The 18,189-nt window shown below is 58.9% G+C and carries 20 protein-coding genes; 11 read left to right on the forward strand and 9 right to left on the reverse strand.

Annotated features, from left to right (window positions below; all coding sequences use genetic code 11):
* Nucleotides 1-12: 12 nt before the first annotated feature.
* From BM062_RS20565 to BM062_RS20585, 5 genes are all read right to left on the reverse strand, one after another.
* A complete protein-coding gene (locus BM062_RS20565) occupies nt 13-1,485 on the reverse strand; it encodes a DegQ family serine endoprotease (protein ID WP_092400311.1) in 1,473 nt (490 codons plus the stop codon).
* A gap of 107 nt (nt 1,486-1,592) precedes the next feature.
* Complete coding sequence (locus BM062_RS20570; RefSeq protein WP_092400313.1) at nt 1,593-1,865, reverse strand: BrnA antitoxin family protein; 273 nt, start codon at nt 1,863-1,865, stop codon at nt 1,593-1,595.
* The gene (locus BM062_RS20575) at nt 1,849-2,145 is read right to left on the reverse strand and encodes a BrnT family toxin (RefSeq protein ID WP_092400315.1); all 297 of its coding nucleotides are present in this window, start codon (nt 2,143-2,145) and stop codon (nt 1,849-1,851) included. Before BM062_RS20575 ends, BM062_RS20570 begins: the two co-directional genes overlap by 17 nt.
* A gap of 82 nt (nt 2,146-2,227) precedes the next feature.
* Complete coding sequence (locus BM062_RS20580; RefSeq protein ID WP_092400317.1) at nt 2,228-3,541, reverse strand: sensor histidine kinase; 1,314 nt, start codon at nt 3,539-3,541, stop codon at nt 2,228-2,230.
* Nucleotides 3,538-4,194: a response regulator gene (locus BM062_RS20585; RefSeq protein WP_092400319.1), complete on the reverse strand. Its 657-nt coding sequence runs from the start codon at nt 4,192-4,194 to the stop codon at nt 3,538-3,540. The genes BM062_RS20580 and BM062_RS20585 overlap by 4 nt, the downstream gene beginning before the upstream one ends.
* Nucleotides 4,195-4,585: 391 nt before the next feature.
* On the opposite strand from BM062_RS20585, the gene BM062_RS20590 reads away from it, so the two are divergent.
* Entirely contained in the window at nt 4,586-5,869 is a 1,284-nt protein-coding gene (locus tag BM062_RS20590) for an SGNH/GDSL hydrolase family protein (RefSeq protein ID WP_217647629.1), read from the forward strand.
* A 44-nt stretch (nt 5,870-5,913) separates the two neighbouring features.
* On the opposite strand, the gene BM062_RS20595 is transcribed toward BM062_RS20590, so the two are convergent.
* Nucleotides 5,914-6,267 (reverse strand): hypothetical protein, encoded by a 354-nt coding sequence (locus tag BM062_RS20595; protein WP_092400323.1) that lies wholly within the window; start codon nt 6,265-6,267, stop codon nt 5,914-5,916.
* Nucleotides 6,268-6,386: 119 nt separating this feature from the next.
* Here BM062_RS20595 and BM062_RS20600 point away from each other — a divergent pair, with 119 nt between their 5' ends.
* The 8 genes from BM062_RS20600 (at nt 6,387) to BM062_RS25315 (ending at nt 12,742) form a co-directional block, all read left to right on the forward strand.
* On the forward strand, nt 6,387-6,605 hold the full coding sequence (locus BM062_RS20600; RefSeq protein WP_092400353.1) for a VF530 family protein: 219 nt from the start codon (nt 6,387-6,389) through the stop codon (nt 6,603-6,605).
* Between the two features lie 147 nt (nt 6,606-6,752).
* The gene (locus BM062_RS20605) at nt 6,753-7,145 is read left to right on the forward strand and encodes an SRPBCC domain-containing protein (protein WP_092400325.1); all 393 of its coding nucleotides are present in this window, start codon (nt 6,753-6,755) and stop codon (nt 7,143-7,145) included.
* 665 nt (nt 7,146-7,810) lie between these two features.
* Nucleotides 7,811-8,998: a hypothetical protein gene (locus BM062_RS20610; RefSeq protein WP_175501107.1), complete on the forward strand. Its 1,188-nt coding sequence runs from the start codon at nt 7,811-7,813 to the stop codon at nt 8,996-8,998.
* A gap of 98 nt (nt 8,999-9,096) precedes the next feature.
* A complete protein-coding gene (locus BM062_RS20615) occupies nt 9,097-10,044 on the forward strand; it encodes a cupin-like domain-containing protein (RefSeq protein ID WP_092400329.1) in 948 nt (315 codons plus the stop codon).
* Between the two features lie 24 nt (nt 10,045-10,068).
* The gene (locus BM062_RS20620; RefSeq protein WP_092400331.1) at nt 10,069-10,836 is read left to right on the forward strand and encodes a helix-turn-helix domain-containing protein; all 768 of its coding nucleotides are present in this window, start codon (nt 10,069-10,071) and stop codon (nt 10,834-10,836) included.
* A 40-nt stretch (nt 10,837-10,876) separates the two neighbouring features.
* Nucleotides 10,877-11,332 carry an Mpo1 family 2-hydroxy fatty acid dioxygenase gene (locus BM062_RS20625; RefSeq protein ID WP_254785186.1) on the forward strand — a complete coding sequence of 152 codons (456 nt, stop codon included), beginning with the start codon at nt 10,877-10,879 and terminating at the stop codon, nt 11,330-11,332.
* A 13-nt stretch (nt 11,333-11,345) separates the two neighbouring features.
* Entirely contained in the window at nt 11,346-12,362 is a 1,017-nt protein-coding gene (locus BM062_RS20630) for a 2-dehydropantoate 2-reductase (protein WP_092400335.1), read from the forward strand.
* Between the two features lie 122 nt (nt 12,363-12,484).
* A complete protein-coding gene (locus tag BM062_RS25315; protein ID WP_139220145.1) occupies nt 12,485-12,742 on the forward strand; it encodes a hypothetical protein in 258 nt (85 codons plus the stop codon).
* A gap of 413 nt (nt 12,743-13,155) precedes the next feature.
* Here the strand turns inward: BM062_RS25315 and BM062_RS25695 are convergent, their stop codons facing one another.
* A complete protein-coding gene (locus BM062_RS25695) occupies nt 13,156-13,326 on the reverse strand; it encodes a hypothetical protein (RefSeq protein ID WP_175501108.1) in 171 nt (56 codons plus the stop codon).
* Between the two features lie 260 nt (nt 13,327-13,586).
* Between BM062_RS25695 and BM062_RS20635 the strand changes: the two genes are divergently transcribed.
* On the forward strand, nt 13,587-13,877 hold the full coding sequence (locus BM062_RS20635) for a PsiF family protein (RefSeq protein ID WP_092400337.1): 291 nt from the start codon (nt 13,587-13,589) through the stop codon (nt 13,875-13,877).
* Nucleotides 13,878-14,024: 147 nt separating this feature from the next.
* A complete protein-coding gene (locus BM062_RS20640) occupies nt 14,025-14,501 on the forward strand; it encodes a surface-adhesin E family protein (RefSeq protein ID WP_092400339.1) in 477 nt (158 codons plus the stop codon).
* Nucleotides 14,502-14,577: 76 nt separating this feature from the next.
* Here the strand turns inward: BM062_RS20640 and BM062_RS20645 are convergent, their stop codons facing one another.
* A complete protein-coding gene (locus BM062_RS20645; protein ID WP_092400341.1) occupies nt 14,578-16,221 on the reverse strand; it encodes a diguanylate cyclase domain-containing protein in 1,644 nt (547 codons plus the stop codon).
* A gap of 345 nt (nt 16,222-16,566) precedes the next feature.
* Entirely contained in the window at nt 16,567-18,186 is a 1,620-nt protein-coding gene (locus BM062_RS20650; protein ID WP_092400343.1) for a DUF2334 domain-containing protein, read from the reverse strand.
* Nucleotides 18,187-18,189 lie beyond the last annotated feature (3 nt).

Raw genomic sequence — 18,189 nt, forward strand, 5'->3', positions numbered from 1 at the left:
GCGGTCGGGGCATTAGCCGAGGTTGAGCGGGACGAAGATCTTGTCTTTGTCACGCTGCACCAGCAGCGCCACGTTCTTGCCGGCCTTGCTTACCAGCTGGCGCAACTGCTCGACGCTGTTGACCGGCTTGCCGTTGAGCGACAGGATCACGTCGCCGCGCTGGATGCCGGCCAGCGCCGACGGGCCGGAAGCATCTTCCACCACCAGCCCGCCGTGGATCCCGACCTGTTGCTGTTCGTCCGGGCTGAGCTGGCGCAGAGCCAGCCCCAGCCGTGCCTGCGAACCGGCGCTTTCATCGTTGCCGGCGGTTTTCACTGCTTCAGCTTCGGTCGGCTTGACGGTCAGCGTCTTGGCCTGGCCGTTGCGCACTACTTCAATCGTGCTGGCGGTGCCCGGCGCGGTATCGGCCACCAGGCTCGGCAGGTCGGATGAATGGTTGATCGGCTGGCCGTTGAAGCGCAGGATCACGTCGCCGGACTGCAGGCCGCCCTTGTCGGCCGGACTGCCTTTGTCGACCGAGCTGACCAGCGCGCCGGCGGCGCTCTTCAGGCCGAACGATTCGGCCAGCGCCTGGTTCACTTCCTGCACGCTGACGCCGAGGTGGCTGCGGGTGACCTTGCCGTGCTTGACCAGCTGCTGCTCGACCTTGGTGGCGACATCGATCGGGATCGCAAACGACAGGCCTTGGTAACCGCCGGTCTGGCTGTAGATCTGCGAATTGATGCCGATCACTTCGCCTTTGATGTTGAACAGCGGACCGCCCGAATTGCCGGGATTGACGGCGACGTCGGTCTGGATGAACGGCACATAGGTATCGTCCGGCAAGGAACGCGACTTGGCGCTGACGATGCCGGCGGTGGCGGTGTTTTCAAAACCGTAAGGCGAGCCGATCGCCAGCACCGGTTCGCCGACCCTGGTCAGCGCCGGATTGCCGATCTGTACCGTCGGCAGGTTCTTGGCGTCGATCCGTATCACGGCGATATCGCTCTGCTTGTCGGAACCCAGCACCTTGGCCCTGAATTCGCGGCGGTCGGTCAGCTTGACCGTGACTTCCTGGGCGCCTTCGACCACGTGTGCGTTGGTCAGGATCAGGCCGTCGGCGCTGATGATGAAGCCGGAGCCTTCGCCGCGCATGATCTGCGGATGGCGCGGGATTTGCAGCTGCGGGCCGAAGCGCTTGAAAAACTGCGAGAAAGGATCGTTCGGATCGAGCTCGTCGTCCTGATCCGATACCGCACTCTGTTTTGCCTTGCCGGTGACGCTGATGTTCACCACGGCCGGCCCGGCCCGTTCGACGATGCCGGAAAAGTCGGTCGCCACTGCAACGGCCGGCGCGGCGCTGCTCGCCACGGGGGCCGGGGCGACGATAGCGGCATTGGCGTTTTCGATGCCGATGTCGCCGCTCTTCGAATGCAGGTAGGCGCCGCCGGCGACCACCAGCACGGCGACGGCAATGGCGCTGCGGGAAAAGGTTTGACGATTCATGCTGTGCTCCTTGCAGATGGACTAGAACTAGCACACAGCATAAATACGAAAAATTAAAGCAGACTTAAACAGGAAAACAAGCGCTTGTTTTCAGCGCGCGGATCACGCTAGCGGTGCCGGACGTTTTCCAGCATTGCGGCCCGCAAAATATCGTTCATGCGGCTTTGGTAGCCCTTTCCTTCTTCTTTGAGCCACTCCAGTACGTCGGCATCGATGCGTACCGTCAACTGCTGTTTGACAGGACGATAGAATTTGCCGCGGGCTGCGCCGCGCCAGTCCTGTTTAACTGTAGCGGGGAGATCGGAGAAATCGATTTCGTTCTCCGATTTGGCGGCTAATGCCGCGAGTTCCTGGCGGATAGATTCAGGTACCTTGTTCATAGATTTTCCTTTCAAGTTTTGTCGCCCGCCGTGCCGAGATGATGCGGACATGTTCCGAGCCGCTTTCCGTGCCATGCCAGGTATGGGCAACCAACAACAAGGAAATGCCGCCGGCCATGCCCATGGTCTGCCATCGCTGTTCGTTGTTTTCGATGCGATCTTGCCTGGTGATGTGCAAAGGGTCATCAAAAACGAATGTGGCGGCCTCAAAACTGACGCCATGCTTGCGCCGGTTATTCCGGTTTTTAACCTCGTCCCATGAGAATAATTGTAACTCCAAATTTGTAGTTACATAATTGTAGTTAATATTATTTGAAAAATAACATCAATGGGAGCAATTGAGTGTTAGCTTAAGCTGTGTGTCAAGCGCCGAAGCGCACGCTTGCGCGCAATCCATGTCCGGTATTTTTCAGGCTGACGCTGGCCCGGTGGGCATCGGCGATCTGTCTGACGATCGCCAGGCCGAGGCCGCTGCCGCGGGTTTGCGACTGGCTTTCGGCGGCGCGGTAGAAGCGGTCGAACACGCGCTCCAGGTCGGCCTCGGGAATGCCGGGGCCGCCGTCTTGCACGGTCACGGTGACGCCGGCGGCGTCGGCGGCCAGCGAGACGTCGATGCTGCTGCCGGCCGGGCTGTATTGCAAGGCGTTGTCGATCAGGTTGTTGAACAGGATGCGCAAGGCGTCGGCGTTGCCGCTCACGCTGGCCGGCGTCTCGGAGCTGATGCCGAGGTCGACCTGGCGTGCATGCGCGGCCAGCGCGAAGTCGCCGACCACGCTATGCAGCAGCGCGCGCAAGTCGAGTTCGGCGTGGGCTTGCTCGAACGCGCCCGGTTCCTGGCGCGCCAGCGTCAGCAGCTGTTGCAGCAGGTGGGTGGCGCGTTCCAGCCCTTGTTTCAGGTCGCCGAAAGCTGCTTGCCGTTCGCCCTCGCCGGCGGCGCGTTCGGCCAGCTGGACTTGCAGGCGCAGGGCAGTCAGCGGCGTGCGCAGTTCATGCGCCGCGTCAGCGACAAAGGCGCGCTGCGCCTTGATCGATTGCCCCAGGCGCGCCAGCAGATCGTTGAGGGCTTGGGTCAGCGGCTGGATTTCGCCGGGCAGGGTGGCGTCCGGGATCGGCGACAGGGCATGCATGTCGCGCGCCTGGACTTCCATCGCCGCGCGCCGGATCGGCGCCAGCCCGCGGCTGACGGCGACCCAGATCAGCACGCCCAGCAGCGGGAACAGCAGCAGCAGCGGAGTGACGGTCTTGACCGCCATTTGCGCGGCGATCTGGTTGCGCGCGCTTTGCGGCTGCGCGATCTGCACCACGGTGTTGCCGATCTGCGCGCTGTAGACGCGCCACAGGCCGTTGCTCTGGCGGACATAGGTGAATCCCAGCTCGGCCTGCAGCGGCAGGCTGGCCTGTCCGTGCGAGTGGTAGATGACGACGCCGGTGTTGTCCCAGATCTGGATCATGATCTGGTCGTCCAGCTCGGGGCCGCCGTCGCCGTTCTCTATCATCGGCGAGAACGCCTGGCGCGGCAGGGAGGCGACGATCTTCCGCATCTGGTAATCGAACAATTCGTTGGCTTCGCCGCGCGCCTGGAAATACAGGGCGATGCCGGCCACCAGGATGGCGCCGCTCAGGCCGAGCGCCAGCCACAGCAGCAAGCTTCTGCGGATCGACGGCGCTGACTTCATTTGGCCACCATGTAGCCGATGCCGCGCACATTCTTGATGAAATTGCTGCCGAGCTTTTTGCGCAAGGCGTGGATGTATACCTCGACCGCATTGCTTTCGATGCTGTCGTCCCAGCCGTACATCTTTTCTTCCAGCTGGGCGCGCGACAGCACTACGCCGGGTCGGTCGAGGAAGGCGCGCAGCAGCGCGAATTCGCGCGCCGACAGGTTCACCTGGCGGCCTTCCAGCAATACCTCATGGGTGGCCGGGTTGAGCGTCAGCTGGCCCAGTTCGACCAGCGGTTCGGCGCGTCCCGACTGGCGGCGCAGCAGGGCGCGGATGCGGGCCGCCAGTTCTTCCAGGTCGAACGGCTTGACCAGGTAGTCGTCGGCGCCGCCGTCGAGGCCGGCCACGCGGTCTGCCACCGCATCGCGCGCGGTCAGGATCAGCACCGGGATCCGGTTGCCGCCGGTGCGCAGCGACTTCAGCACTTCCAGGCCATTCTTTTTCGGCAGGCCGAGATCGAGCAGCAGCAACTGGTAATCTTCCTGCGCCAGCGCGCTGAGCGCAGCGGCGCCGTCCTGCACCCAGTCGACGGCGAAACCGTCCTGGCGCAATCCCTTGCGCACGGCTTCGCCCACCATCAGATCGTCTTCCACCAACAGCAAACGCATCGGGCCAGCTCCTCGGAAACATCGGAAATCACGACAGTTTAGCCGGATTGAATTAAACGATTCTTAAAGCTCCGCGCGACAACTCTGTGCACTGCTGAAAAACCTATATATATCAGTCACATAGCTAAAACGCTTGAGGGTTATCAACAGGACTGTCCACAATTTCTGTGGGTAACCCGGGATTAGAGGTAACCATCGGAAAGGACCGGCAGTCATCTTAATGTCACCTGAATATTATTGCCGTGTGTCAACATTGCCGCAGCCATATCGATAGTGGCATTTTGCTATCGGTGGCAAGCGCAGTTCCCGTGATCCAGAGACAAACGAGACAACAAGGAAACCAATAATGAAAACCCTGTTTTTACTGTGTGCTTTGTGTTCGAATCTAGCCGTGGCAGAAATTTCCGCTGATGCAAAACCCGATCCCGCTTATACCCATCATCTATCGTCGTCCGGTCCGCTCTCCAGGCAGCAGCTGCTGAAGCAGCAGGCGCAAAAGCCGGCCGCGCGCAGCCTGGCTGCAACCGCGGCCGCCAGCACCAGCACCTATACCTATTTGCGCTGCTGGTACCGCACCGGCAGCAATCCGACCAAGCCGACCACTACCTATGTCTGGGGACTGGATCCGTCCAGCGGCGATTATTACCGCATCAACGGCTACTGGTGGGCCGGCGGCCTGCTGAACTGGGAAAACATGTTTTACAGCGATGTCGCGCAGAGCACGCTGCAATCGGTGTGCCAAAGCACGCTGAACGCCAAGGGCATCAGCCAGCCGATGGCGATGGTGGCCGCCGCCGATAATGCGCTGTCGTTCAACTACACCGTGTGGACTACCGACAGCGTGGTCCAGGGCGGCATCAACAAGATAGTCGCTTTCGGCGACAGCTTGTCCGATACCCAGAATGCCTACAACGCTTCGGATTGGAAGCTGCCCAATTCCGGCAGCTGGTTCCTGGGCCGTTTCAGCAACGGCAAGAACTGGGTCGAATACCTGGCCGACAACCTGCAGCTTCCCTTGTATAACTGGGCCGTCGGCGGCGCCGGCGTGAGCACCCAGGATCTCGTGATCCCGGGGGTGATCCAGCAAGTGCAGTCGTACACCGAGTACATGCAGAAGGCGCAGAATTACCAGCCGCAAAATACTTTGTTCACCATGCTCATCGGCGGCAACGACCTGGTCAATTACAACAGCACGGTCGACCAGGTGATCAGCGGCGAAACCCAGGCCTTGCAAAGCCTGATCCAGGCTGGCGCCAGGAATATCCTGCTGCTCAAGCTGCCTGACGTTTCCAAGGCGCCGGTATTCGGGATCAAGACCACCGGCGCGACGGTAGCCGCTCAGGTGATCGATCTCAATACGCGGCTGGCGGCGCTGGTCGGTTCCTTGCAGGCGCAATACGGGAGCAGTTTGCATATCCAGCTGTTCGACAGCTATGCGCTATTCAACGACCTGCTGAGCAATCCAGGCAAATACCAGGTCAGCAACACCACCCAGTCCTGCCTCAACATCAATACCGATTCCAGCACCAACTACCTGAGTACGCAGACGGCGCGTTCCCAGTGCAGCAATCCGGACAGCTTCGTGTTCTGGGATACGCTGCACCCGACCACGCATACGCACAAGCTGTTGGCCGATGCGGTGACGGCTTTTTACCGGGCCAGCCTGCAGCCTTGATACGCTGCTCCTGCCCGGCAATCCAGCGCCGGGCAGGGCTGGTTTCAGATATACAGGTCGACCCCTGCGCCGGCTGAGGCGCCCGGGTCTTTCTGGCGTTGCGCCTGCTTGTCTCGCAATGCTGCTTGAGCGCTTTGCAATCCATCCTGCGCCACAGGCGCTGACCCCAGCTGGCTCAGCCGGCTGATTTCATCCTCGATCGATGCAATCTGCTGCTGCAGCATTTTTACCCGCATGTCGGCCAGCGCCTGTTCCTCTTTCGACGACGGCATTTCCTTGAGTGCGGAAACCAGTTGTTTTTGCAGGCCGGCAAGCTGTTTTTGCAAGGCGGCGATCTGCGACGCGGCGCTGGCGGCGGATTGGGCCGAACCCTGGGCCGGGGCGATTCTTGAAATCATTTGTTTTCTTTCAGGATAGCTGTCATTCAGATAACGACAGGATTTCCAAAAACTTTAATACTGTGTGATGAGGAGCGAGGCACCGTAAAATGCCAGCCTGGACCTTGATCGAGAAGCACATGAACACACACAACCATTTGCACGGCGTCACGCTGGAGGCCATGCTGACCGAACTGGTCGCGCATTACGGCTGGGATGGACTGGGGCAGCGCATCGACATCCGCTGTTTCAAGAGCGATCCCAGCATCAAATCCAGCCTGACGTTTTTGCGCAAGACCGAGTGGGCGCGCGAAAAGGTGGAAGCCCTGTATGTCGGCATGCGGCGCGCGATGAAATGAGCTTTTGAAAAATGAGGTAAAGTTTTGCGACGGCGCCTGTTCTTGCGCTGTCCCCCAGAATACGAAAATTTCCTCAGCGCGCCATTCCGCAGTCGAGTCACTGGCGCTTGTTGACCTGATGCTTTGCTTACCGCAGGAAGAACCGGCATGCGCAACGTGATTTATAAAACGGTGGTCTTGAAAGCGACTCCCGACGCTTTGTTCGACATGTACGTCGATCCGGTGCTGCACCAGGCGATCACCGGCTTGCCGGTCACCATAAGCGCCGAGGCCGGCGCCGAATTCGAGGCTTTCGACGGCGCCCTGACCGGCGTGATGCTGCAGGTGGTCAAGCCCAGGCTGATCGTGCAGACCTGGCGCTCGCCGGCATTTGCGGCGGACGATCCGGATTCGATCCTGATCCTGTCGTTCCACCCGCAAGGCGAGCATGGCCGTATAGAGCTGGTGCACCTGGATGTGCCGGACCAGGATTACGAAGAGGTCAAGCTCGGCTGGCGCGAAAAATATTTCGAGCCTTGGCGTGAGTTCCTCGCGAGTTGAAGCGCCGGCCGGGCGGCGTCAAGATATGTTGTGCAATAGCGACTATGTTGCGAGCTTGCCAAGCTGTTTCTTGCGTGTTGCGACCACCCGCTGGATGTTTCCAGACTACCGCTCCAGGCCTTCGAATTTTTTGTCCGCCGCCTGGCATCCATGCAAGCAGGCCGGTCTTTTGCGGCGACAGTTGCTCCAAGCGCAGGCTGCCGCCAACCGGCCTGGCATCGCAGATGACGATTGATTAACAAGCCTGGACAGCGGTATTGTCATAGTTGACATGACTGGCGATATCCCTGATTTGTAAACCTGTTAAAAGTGACAGGTGTGGCAGTTTCCAATTCTCACTAGAATTAAACCGTCTATCGGAGCCTATCCTCTCCTATGTTGATATTTAGCCCGCTGCCGCAAGGCAGTGGGCTTTTTTTTTCGGATCTCCTCCAGGGGCTTCGGCGCCGCGCTCCGGCATCGCTTGACCGCCATCTCGCCATGGGCATGCGGCTTTTCATGGCCGCCCCGGAGATTGCTTCCTCCTTGTACTTCCGCTTAAGATCTGCCATTGCTCGACGCCAGGTCCGCATCGCTACAGGGAAAACAGAATGCAAAAACTCAAACCAGTCTTGACAGCGCTTTTATTCTTTGGCTGCGCCATGCTGCTTGCGGGCTGTGCTTCCTTGTCTACATCGATTTCGCAGTTCAAGGACGGCAACTATGTCGCCAGCGTGCAATCGACCCTGGTCTATCTCGACGACAAATACAAGAAAGCGGACTACGACGACGGCGATGAAAGAAACGGCATCCGCGAACGCCTGCGGATTATCGAAAGCAGTTATGCAACCACAGTCCAGACTGCCAGCGACCAGGAGTACGACAGGAAGATAGCCGCCTATTCGGATCTGCTGGCAATCCGGACCATGCTGGCCAGCAGGCCGTACTATTCCAAATATACGGATTTGCCGGATCGCTACCTCGAGGTCGGCCTGCGGGAAAACCTGGCCGGGCAGTACTACCTGAAAGGCAGGGCTGCCGCTGCCGTCAAGGACGACCGGATGGCGGCTGTCAGCTATGCCGCAGCCGCCGACGCCTACCAGAAATACGGCGACTATAAAGACGCCAGAAAACTGGCGGACAAGTACAAATATGCGGCAGACAGCAAGGACGCTGCAACGTATTACCAGCAGGGGGCGGAGCTGGCTGCGAATAATCCGCAGCGCCGCAAGGCGCTGTACCGCGACGCCAGCCTGGCCTTTTTCAACGCCTACGATGTGTACCGCCAGCACGGCGCCTACAAGGATGCGCAGCCGCTGTCCGACAAATATCGCAACATGGGCACCGTGGTCCTGCAAATCAGCAGCAATGAGCCGAACGGCGACATCACCAGGAGCGTGCTGGGGCTGTTCGACCTGGGGTTCACCCGCTTTCAGTACCAGGGCGGCGGCACTGCCGACCTCGGCATGTATCTCAATACCTCGTATATCTACCAGCCGCCCAAGTACAGCCAATACGTAGAGGCGATGAGCGAGAATGTGGAATATAAAAAGCCTGACGGCAGCATCGCCGTGCGTACCTACCGTTTCAACCGCAAGGTGGTCGAGGAAGCCAACGCCATGCAGGTCGTCCTCGATCTTTCCGTGACCAGGGTGCCGAGCCTGGACCTGCGTTATAACGAAGTCGCCGAAAGCCGCCGCGCCACCATCAGCTATTACGGCGACGTGCCCGGTACTGGCCGTTACGGCTACCGCACCGAAGGCTACCTGATGGACCGCGACCAGTTATGGCGCGCAGCCCAGGCGCAGCTGATCAACCGGCTCAACAGCGATAACCGGATCAGGATGATCCAGGACGACATACGCAATTTCTAGAGAATGCCGTTGCCGGAAAATTTCTATCCCATCCTGCTAAACTGTGAAGCCTCGCAGCGGGATTTTTCCCGATTTTTATTTCAGCTTCTTACCTGCCTATGACTTCGATCCGCGGTCCATCCTTCCAGCTAGTCGACCAGATCGATGCCGAGCAATTGCAGCGCCAAGGCGGTTTCGGCGCGCGCACCCGGCCCTTGCTGGTCAAGGGCGCATTACGCAACTGGCCGGCGCAGCAGAACTGGTCGTTCGAACAGATGGCGGCGCTGCGCTACAAGGACGGTTCCGAACCTAAAGTGAAATTCCAGAACGGCCTGGTGGAGCAGGGCCAGACCCAGCCGCGGCCGGTGATGCCGGTCGGCCCCTATCTGCAAGGACTGGCGACGCTGGCTAAGCGTGCCCTGCCGGACGATGTCGGCCTGCTGCCGGACCGGCGCCGCCATCAGCTGGCGCCGGGCGAACAGTTTTTCCTCGACTGGGCGCACATGCAAACGTTCCAGCCCGACCGCATGTACCTGGCGCAGTGGAATATCCTCGACGAATTCCCGGCGCTGCGCCATGACTTCTCGATCAAGGACCTGTGGCCGGGCTGGCGCTGGACCTGGGAATATGTCTTCATGGGGCCGGCCAACACGGTCACCGGCCTGCATTACGATTTTCCGCACAACTGGTTTTGCCAGGTGCGCGGCAGCAAGGAATTCATCTTGTTCCCGCCTGAGCAAACGCCGCACATGTGCATTTCCGAGAAATACGACTGGGGCGCGATCCTGAGCGATATCAATATCTCGCAGCTGGACCGGCAGCCGGACAAACTCAAGGAATTCGAAAAAACGCAGGGCCTGTATGCACGGGTCGAGGCGGGTGATGCATTGTTCATCCCCAAGCGCACCTGGCATGCGGTGGTGTCGCTGGAGCCGTCGATCAGCCTGGGCGTGTTCGGCCTGACTGCACCCGAAGTATTGTTTGGCGGCGTGCCGAACGAGATCAAAAACATTTTCCACAAGATGCACCTGTACCGCTGGGGCAATTGCACCTGCCACAAATTCTAGCCTGCCCAATTCGACCAGGCCTCAATGAACCGGCAACACTCTCATCTGTTTCTCTGGCGCGGCCGGGCCCTGGTCATCGGCCCCGGCATCGATTCCCGCTTCCACGCTCATTTCGGCACCCAGCTGACCTGGGGCCTGGACGGACCATTCCAGGCGCGCCTGGCGCCGGACCAGCCGTGGACCACCACCCGCGCCGCCATCTTCGCTTCCAGCCAGCCGCACCAGATCCATTGCGACGCCACGCAGCTGGCGCACCTGTTTGTCGAATTGCCGCAGCGCGCGCAAGGCGCAGCAAGCGTGCTGGCGGCCGCCTATGCCAGCGCCCCGGGCTTCGCGCAAGTGCAAGCCGGACTGGCCCAGGCCAGGCTGGGCCGGCTTGAGCTGGCGCAAGCCGAGCGGCTGGGCCAGGAATGGCTGGATTGCACGACCCTGGCTGGGCCGGCGCAGCCTGGTTTCGACCGCCGGATCAGCCAGGCGCTGGCGTTGATTGCCGCGCAGCCGGGGCCGGCGGTCAACGGCGCGGCGCTGGCGGCTGCCGTGCATCTGTCGGCCAGCCGCTTTACCCATCTGTTCCGCCAGCAGACCGGCTTGTCGCTGTCGCGTTACCTGCTGTGGTCGCGCTTGCTGGCCGCGGTCGAGGCGGTGGGGCGCGGCGACAACATGACGCATGCCGCACATGCGGCCGGTTTCGCCGACCTGGCGCACATGAGCCGGACCTTTCGCCACACCTTCGGCGTGGTGCCGTCTGAGCTGCAAAAGATGGCGATTGCGTTCAAGCGCGCAGAAAAATGATGGTCTAAGATGGTTGTACATAAAAAAGATGGAGACCGTCATGAACCAGCAGTCGCAGCAGGCAGCGGGCCGTTCCATAGACACCTTGCTAGCCAAATACTCCGAAAGCCACCTGAACCCGGTCAATGAAGTGATCCACTTCATTTGCGTGCCGGTCATCGTGTTTACCCTGCTCGGTTTGCTGTGGACCATCCACCCCGGGGTGGCGCTGGCGGCCGTGCTGGCCTCCTTGCTTTACTATTTTTCCTTGTCTGTGCCGTTTGCCTTCGGCATGCTGCTGATGTCTGGCGCGATGCTGGCCTTGCTGTATGTACTGCCGCCCGGGCTGGTGCTGCCGCTGTCGGTCAGCGTGTTCGTGATCGCCTGGATCGGGCAGTTCGTCGGCCATAAGATCGAGGGTAAGAAACCATCGTTTTTCGACGATTTGCGTTTCCTCCTGATTGGTCCCTTGTTTGTCCTCGGTTTCCTGTACCGCCGCCTGCACATCGCCTATTAGGGCCTGTTGCCATATGCCGGCTGCACCCTTGAAGATCGCCGTCTTTGGCGCCGGCGCCGTCGGCATTTATGTCGGCGCTTCGCTGCTGGCCGCGGGCGCCGACGTGGTCCTGATCGGTCGGGCGCGCATGCGTGGGCAGATCGCCAGCCAGGGTTTGCTGCTGAGCGACCTGGAAGGGCGCCGGCAACGGCTTGAAGGCGATCAGGTTCCCTACCAGGAAAGCCCGTCGGCGCTGGCCGCGGCCGACCTGGTCCTGGTCACCGTCAAGAGCGCCGACAGCGCCGCCGCGGCGAGCGCGATTGCCGGCTGGGCCAAGCCGGCGGCGCTGGTCGTCAGCTTGCAAAACGGCGTTGGCAATATCGACACCCTGCGCAGCCTGCTGGCCGGCCGGCAGGTGCTGGCGGCCATGGTGCCGTTCAATGTGGTGCAGATGGAAGGCAACCGCTTTCACCGCGCCAGCGGCGGTGAACTGATGGTGGAGGCGGCCGCCGGGCTGGAACCCTGGCTGGCGCTGTTTCGCCAGGCCGGCCTGCCGCTGCAGCAGTGCCAGGATATCGCGGCAGTCCAATGGGGCAAGCTGTTGCTGAATTTGAATAATGCAGTCAATGCGCTCTCCGGCCTGGCGCTCAAAAGCGAGTTGTCGCAACGCGCCTACCGCCGTTGCCTGGCGCTGCTGATCGAAGAAGCGTTGGCCGTTTTGCGCGCCGCCGGGATTCACCCGGCCAGGATCGCCAAGGCCGGGCCGCGGCTGCTGCCAGCCTTGCTGCGTTTGCCCGACGCGATTTTTACACGGGTTGCCGCAACCATGCTGAAAATCGATCCCGAGGCGCGCTCTTCGATGTGGCAAGACTTGCAAGCAGGGCGCCTGACGGAAGTGGATTACCTGAACGGTGCTATCGTGCGCCTGGCCGAATCGCTGGCGCGCGACGCGCCCGCCAACCGGCGTATCACGGCGCTGGTGCACGCCGCCGAACAGGGCGGTTTACAGCCGTTGTCCGGCGCGGCGCTGTATCGCGCCCTGCGCGCCTGAGCACAGCCGCGCGGCTAAAGTTTTCTGTAAATTACGGAACATAAAGCATCCAGCCTGGCTCGAAACAGAGCGGTTGCAACCGAGATCGTCCTGGTAAATCCACTTCCAAAGAAAGGTCCGATATGAAGAAGTTCCTAGGCGCACTGACGCTATTGCTGGCCATTACTCCCTGGGTTCATGCGCAGAACGAACCCATGCCGCGACCCGAACCGGGAGCTGGACTGGAAGGACATCCCGATGCGCGCAACGACAGGCGGCCCGAGTCGTTTTACGATGGCAGCCATCGCATGGGGACCCACAGCGTAATGCGTTGCAAGGATGGGACGATGCGCAAGGCGCGCGCCGATGCCTGCCGCGGCCATGATGAAAAACCAAAATGAAACTCGCGGGCGACAAATATCGTAGAGATATATAGATAGAAAATATCTGTTATCAGACAAATAAAGCAGACACGATTGCTGCGTCGCCATATAGTTACACCTGTCTCCTCCAACACCTCCTAAGGTTTGGATTCAGCCCGCAACCGCAAGGTGAGCGGGCTTTTTTTTGCCTGTGCGAATCGCGTGCACAGCGCGGGCAACCATTCATGGCGGGACATTTGACCCTGCCGCGAGCATTATCGAAAAAATGATATGAATCAAAGGCTTGGATTTTTTACGATGAAGTTATCAACAGGCTTGCGCACATTTTCTGTGGGTAACTCGGGTTGGTGTTGAGCCAGGCCGTTTTATAGGTAAAAAAAAGCCCCGCGAAAGGCGGGGCTGATTCGAGCATGTCTGACGGCGCCGTGTTTTCAGAAACGCAGGAAAGAACCGCTCAATTTCTTGTAAGGCGCGCTCCAGACGGTCAGTACCTTGTCAAGCAGGCTCGGCTGTTGTTTAGCCTCGGTCTTGTACATATCAGGGCGAGCCTGGGCTTGCATCGCGCGTGTCGACAGCGGCAGTGGAGGGGAGATGCTGGCCATGATATTTCCTTTCAGTTAGTCGTCTATGTTGCAGTGCAGTATATGCAATCCTCAATGACTAATCCAATTTCGCTTTCACATACACGCCATACGGTTTGTGAATATCAGTCGGCCTTCCCCGGATGAATGGCGGCATATGCCGAGACCGCATAAGCATATAGCTAACATATTGGCAGCCGACAATTTTCGTGCTGTAATGCAGCAAGCCGCATCGTCGCAGAATAATGCGGTAACCCTCACTGTGGAAACGGAGAAAAATCATGAAAAAACTGACAGGTCTGGCACTGCTCGCTTGCTGCTTTGTGTTTAACCCGGCTTTTGCCGCAAATGCCCAGCAAAGCAAGATGGCGACATGCAACAAGGATGCGACAGGTAAAGCTGGCGACGACCGCAAAGCTTTCATGAAAGATTGCCTGAGCAAAAAACCGGCAGCCGCGGCTCCCATGACGCAGCAAGAGAAAATGAAGTCTTGCAACGTCGACGCTACCGGCAAGAAGGGCGACGATCGCAAGGCGTTCATGAAAGAATGCCTGTCGAAGCCTAAGGCATAAGACATTTCTTCGCGCATTCCCGCAGTAGCAAAAAGCCCTGTCGCAGACGGGGCTTTTTCATTTTGTTACCAAATTGCTTCCTTGTTGCGGGAATTAATGTTTACTATGCAAAGTCGAAACCAAGCCCGCACTTTTTAAGGAACACATATGAAAAAAATAGCGCTCACCCTTACTCTTGGCCTCGCTTGCGTCGCCGTCCAGGCTGCTCCCGACTGGCAATCGGTCGGTTCCAGCGATACCGCAGAGCTCAAGCTGGACCAGAATTCGATCAAGGAAAACAAGGGCATCCGCGAAGCATGGTCCATGTGGAACTTCAAGGAAGCGCGCAAGAATGACGGCGACGCCAAGGTGCTGCCTACCTTCAAGTCGTACCAGGATTTGACGGTGTACGACTGCAAGGCCAAGACCTTGAGCCTGAAGAGGGAAATCCTGTTTGCCGATGCTGACGGCGCCGGCGCCAGGGTGGATCACAGCGATGCCTTGAAGAATTCGACGTATGCCGCGCCAGCCAAGGATTCGGTGGCCGAAGTCATGATGAATTTCGTTTGCGCATTTCCTCTCGACGGCAAGCCGGCCGCTGCAGCGCCAGCTTCGGCCCCGGCCCCGGCTCAAAAAAGCAAATAAGCCAGTCTTTTTCTAGCCAGGCACTCGCAGGCACTCACGCAATCGTCGCGCTGAGTCCTGCGATTTTTTTTGCGCGCTAGACGTTGTAAGACTCCAGCGTTTCAACGAATACAAAGAATTCGTTCTTGCCGGCCCGCTTGGCCTGGTACATGGCAATATCGGCCTGCGACATCAGTTGCGAAGTAGAGATGCTGGCGCCGCCATACAAGGCGATGCCGATCGAGGCGCTGAGTTCGAATATGGTGCCGGCGATATTGAACGGTATGCCGATCGCCGCCAGCAGTTGCTGGGCGACGCCGATCGCTGCATTGCGGGTGTCGGTCAGGTCTGTCAGCAGGATCACAAACTCGTCGCCGCCCAGGCGCGCCACGGTATCGGTGTTGCGGCGCCCATCCAGCAAGCGCGCTGCAACCTGGCACAGGATGGCGTCCCCAGCCTCATGTCCGTATTCATCGTTGATCGGCTTGAAATCGTCGAGATCGCAGAACAGCAGGGCAAAATGCGTGCTGTCGCGCTGCGCGCGCGCCATCACCTGCTGCAAGCGGTCTTCCAGCATGGCCCGGTTGCACAAGCCGGTGAGCGCATCGTGGTGCGCCATGAACGCCATGCGCGCCTCGCTCTCCTTCAGCGCCATTTCCTTGTCGCGCAGCCGTTCCACCAGGTAGTTAAACCCCAGAACCAGGCTGCCTACCTCATCCTGCCGCCCGACCGGCAGCGGCGCCAGCTGGCGTTTGCCGTCCGCCATTTCACGCATCGCATGCGCGGCGTCGGTCAGCGGCCGCAAGGTGCGCGGCAACAGCAGCATCATGATGGCAATCATGCCGACCACGATCAGCAGCGTGTTCTTGAGATAGAAACCGAGCATGGCGTTGATCGGATGGAATACCTCGGCGGTCGGCATGCGGGCGACGACAAACCAGCCGGTGCTGGGCACCGTCACCATCGCCGACAGCTCCTCGACGCCTTTGGCATTGATGGTGATCCCGGTGCCGCGGTAACCCGCCATGGCGCGGTCATGCAGCAGGTTGACACCGGTGGGCGGGGTCGGTTTCAGCACCATGGCCGGGTCGCTGGCGCCGACGAACAGCTTGTCGGCCGGCGACACCAGCAGGAATCCGCCGCTGACGCCGAGCTGGGTTTCCTGCAGGCGATCCAGGAAACCTGGCGTATTGAGCACCACCACGCCCGCCAGCACCGCTACTACCTGGCGCGCCGCGTTGCGCACCGGCGCAGCCATGATCAGGATCGGCTCGCCGTTGGCGCGGCCGCGCTGCGGCCTGCCCATCACTGGAGCATCGGCCTGCAATGCAGCCTGGAACCACGCGATTCCGGAAAAAGCCAGCTTGCTGCGCCCGGCCACCACCGGATATTCCGCCAGCAGGCCGTCGCCGTCCGGCTTCACCACCAGCAGGCCGCTGTTAAACAAAGGATTCACGCGCTGCCGTTCTTCAAGCCAGACGGTCAGTTTCTCCGGCTGCTGCAGCAATGCCGGCGGCAGCGCCGAACTCAGTTCGGCGATCAGCGCCTGGCGCGCCTGGACGCTATGGTCAATGTCGCGTGCGATATACGATGCAATCGATAATTGCTGGGCCGCCACCTCCTCGCGCAGCAGTCCCTGGGCGAACGGCAGCGCAAAAAACAGGCGCAAGCCGATCCCGGCCACGATAATCAGTATACCGAGGCCGATCAGGCGGAACTTGATGCTTTGGAAGATTGGCATGAGGGAATGATACAGAAATCAGCCGGTTCACAGCATTCCCACGATCAATCTGTGGCGCGGCGGCGATGTGCGGCTATTTCCTCATTTTGGTGCTAACGGTTTTTGCTATACTGCTGCCTGCAATGCAAGTCTCGCCATAGTTCACGGCGTGGAATGAGACTGAAACCCCGCGCCACATCTACCTCCCACTATTTGCTGTAGCAAATTCGTAGCACTCAATTTATTGCAGAATTTATTTGTTTTGGCGCCAGGCCATCATTAGTTGTGCAATGGATAACCGCTAGCTGAAATGCTTTCGACCACCAAAGGAACCAGGTTAGTTCCTTTGGCGGGCAGATGCGTGGCTTATGGATGTCCGAGTGTACTGGCATCAGTCCAGGTGTAGCCCAATGTCGTAATGCACTGAATTATGTTTTTGAAGTCGGTGAATCCCGTCGTAACCAACGGCGCGAGCGACGACTCCAGCCAGAACGGATGAAAGAAGAAAGATGCGAATCCATCTCGTACCACCGTGGCATATTGGGCATTAAGACAAATATCTTGCCAAGTGTAGGTAATATTTGAAGATGGATCGATAGAGCTAATATTGTATTCAATATTCCCCAGATTTTCCGGCACGATCCACTGGCCGTAGTAGTCTTGCTTGATGACGTAGGGGAAGAATTGTCCAACTTGAAAATCCTTACTCACGGTCGCCGTAAAATTAGGTGTGTCGGAGGTGTAATAGACGGCGCGCTGATAGGTTGTATTAAATACTAGCGGCACAGCCTTCGTGCTCAGCGGTGATGCCTGATAGTGCGGTGTCTCCCAGGCAAATGGCGCGTAACCGTTATTCTGGAATTCTGTCTTTCCCGCCAGGAGACGTCCCAATGCCCATGCAGTCGAATCTTCGGCCACCGGGGTATTCGCCACGGCATTCCAGAATTCAAAATCATCGGCGCTGACCCCCGTATTCTTATTCCGCATCGAATCGTATTGATGGGTATATCCATGCATCAGAATTTTCCCGCCTCGCGCCAGCGCGTAATTTAGCGACGTCTTGAGAGTTCCGGCCTGCGACAACGGTACTTCTTCTCGCACCCCGCCGTTGTACACACCCAAAGGGTCCAAATAGTGTGGAATAGTTGCAATCGAAAATGGAATGCGTTTGCTGAACATATAGTCCGACAGTGTTTTCATCGTGCCGAAATTGACCAATGCATCGACGTCTTCCAGCCGTACCAGAGCTTTATGGCTTACCGGTTGATTGTCGGCGAATATGTCATGCAATATGTCGCAAAGCACCAGATAGCGGTCGCGTGGGCCGATGTATGACAATGGCATGTCAGCGAAATACCAGAAATTGCCGGAGCGGATAATATACGGCGCCTGCGCGGACGTCTTGCTGTTTGTAATCGTTACCAGCGCCTGTGCCTTGGCGGTATCGATGACCTGCGTGACGCCGACATCGGGATCTGCGTTTACCGTGTTGCTCGCAGCATCGTAGGCATAGTACTTCACCATCGACTGACCCTTGTAGGAGACGGTGTCGAAGAAACCCGGCGTCGGGTTGCTCGAGCTGGGCGGCGCATTCAATCCCTGCAAGCCGACAAAGCTGAATCCGTAACGGGTATTGAAATTGTAGGCCGTGTTCCATGCGAACTGCCACAGGTTGTATTTGAACCAGACGACGGTTTTCTGCGTGGCATTGACATCGTTAAGAAATGCAGTCGGAATCGGATTGTTATAGTACGACCCCAGATAGAAAGTGGCCTGATAGGATTCGATTTTTCCGGCGCTATAGTTTTGTATCGGCACCAGATCGACGGCACTGTTGAAATGTCCAATCAGATTACGCAGCATGATGGCGTAGGCAAATCCCAGCTTCTCATACTGATCAGGAGAAGGGGCATCGTACACAATCAATACTTTTATCGGTGTGGTTAGGATTTGCGCTGTTGCTGGTGACGGGTTAAGCAAAAACAGCTC

This window comes from Collimonas sp. OK412 (assembly GCF_900112135.1).
Classification (GTDB): domain Bacteria; phylum Pseudomonadota; class Gammaproteobacteria; order Burkholderiales; family Burkholderiaceae_D; genus Collimonas; species Collimonas rhizosphaerae.

What these genes read in the sequence shown, in the direction of transcription:
- BM062_RS20585 (WP_092400319.1), bottom strand. Translation starts at nt 4,194, where the DNA reads ATGCGTTTGCTGTTGGTGGAAGACGATCTGATGGTGGGCGAAGCCGTG.
- BM062_RS20625 (WP_254785186.1), top strand. Translation starts at nt 10,877, where the DNA reads ATGAACCAGCAGTCGCAGCAGGCAGCGGGCCGTTCCATAGACACCTTG.
- BM062_RS25695 (WP_175501108.1), bottom strand. Translation starts at nt 13,326, where the DNA reads ATGGCCAGCATCTCCCCTCCACTGCCGCTGTCGACACGCGCGATGCAA.
- BM062_RS20570 (WP_092400313.1), bottom strand. Translation starts at nt 1,865, where the DNA reads ATGAACAAGGTACCTGAATCTATCCGCCAGGAACTCGCGGCATTAGCC.
- BM062_RS20600 (WP_092400353.1), top strand. Translation starts at nt 6,387, where the DNA reads ATGAACACACACAACCATTTGCACGGCGTCACGCTGGAGGCCATGCTG.
- BM062_RS20605 (WP_092400325.1), top strand. Translation starts at nt 6,753, where the DNA reads ATGCGCAACGTGATTTATAAAACGGTGGTCTTGAAAGCGACTCCCGAC.
- BM062_RS20565 (WP_092400311.1), bottom strand. Translation starts at nt 1,485, where the DNA reads ATGAATCGTCAAACCTTTTCCCGCAGCGCCATTGCCGTCGCCGTGCTG.
- BM062_RS20630 (WP_092400335.1), top strand. Translation starts at nt 11,346, where the DNA reads ATGCCGGCTGCACCCTTGAAGATCGCCGTCTTTGGCGCCGGCGCCGTC.
- BM062_RS20615 (WP_092400329.1), top strand. Translation starts at nt 9,097, where the DNA reads ATGACTTCGATCCGCGGTCCATCCTTCCAGCTAGTCGACCAGATCGAT.
- BM062_RS20645 (WP_092400341.1), bottom strand. Translation starts at nt 16,221, where the DNA reads ATGCCAATCTTCCAAAGCATCAAGTTCCGCCTGATCGGCCTCGGTATA.
- BM062_RS20580 (WP_092400317.1), bottom strand. Translation starts at nt 3,541, where the DNA reads ATGAAGTCAGCGCCGTCGATCCGCAGAAGCTTGCTGCTGTGGCTGGCG.
- BM062_RS20640 (WP_092400339.1), top strand. Translation starts at nt 14,025, where the DNA reads ATGAAAAAAATAGCGCTCACCCTTACTCTTGGCCTCGCTTGCGTCGCC.
- BM062_RS20595 (WP_092400323.1), bottom strand. Translation starts at nt 6,267, where the DNA reads ATGATTTCAAGAATCGCCCCGGCCCAGGGTTCGGCCCAATCCGCCGCC.
- BM062_RS20620 (WP_092400331.1), top strand. Translation starts at nt 10,069, where the DNA reads ATGAACCGGCAACACTCTCATCTGTTTCTCTGGCGCGGCCGGGCCCTG.
- BM062_RS25315 (WP_139220145.1), top strand. Translation starts at nt 12,485, where the DNA reads ATGAAGAAGTTCCTAGGCGCACTGACGCTATTGCTGGCCATTACTCCC.
- BM062_RS20635 (WP_092400337.1), top strand. Translation starts at nt 13,587, where the DNA reads ATGAAAAAACTGACAGGTCTGGCACTGCTCGCTTGCTGCTTTGTGTTT.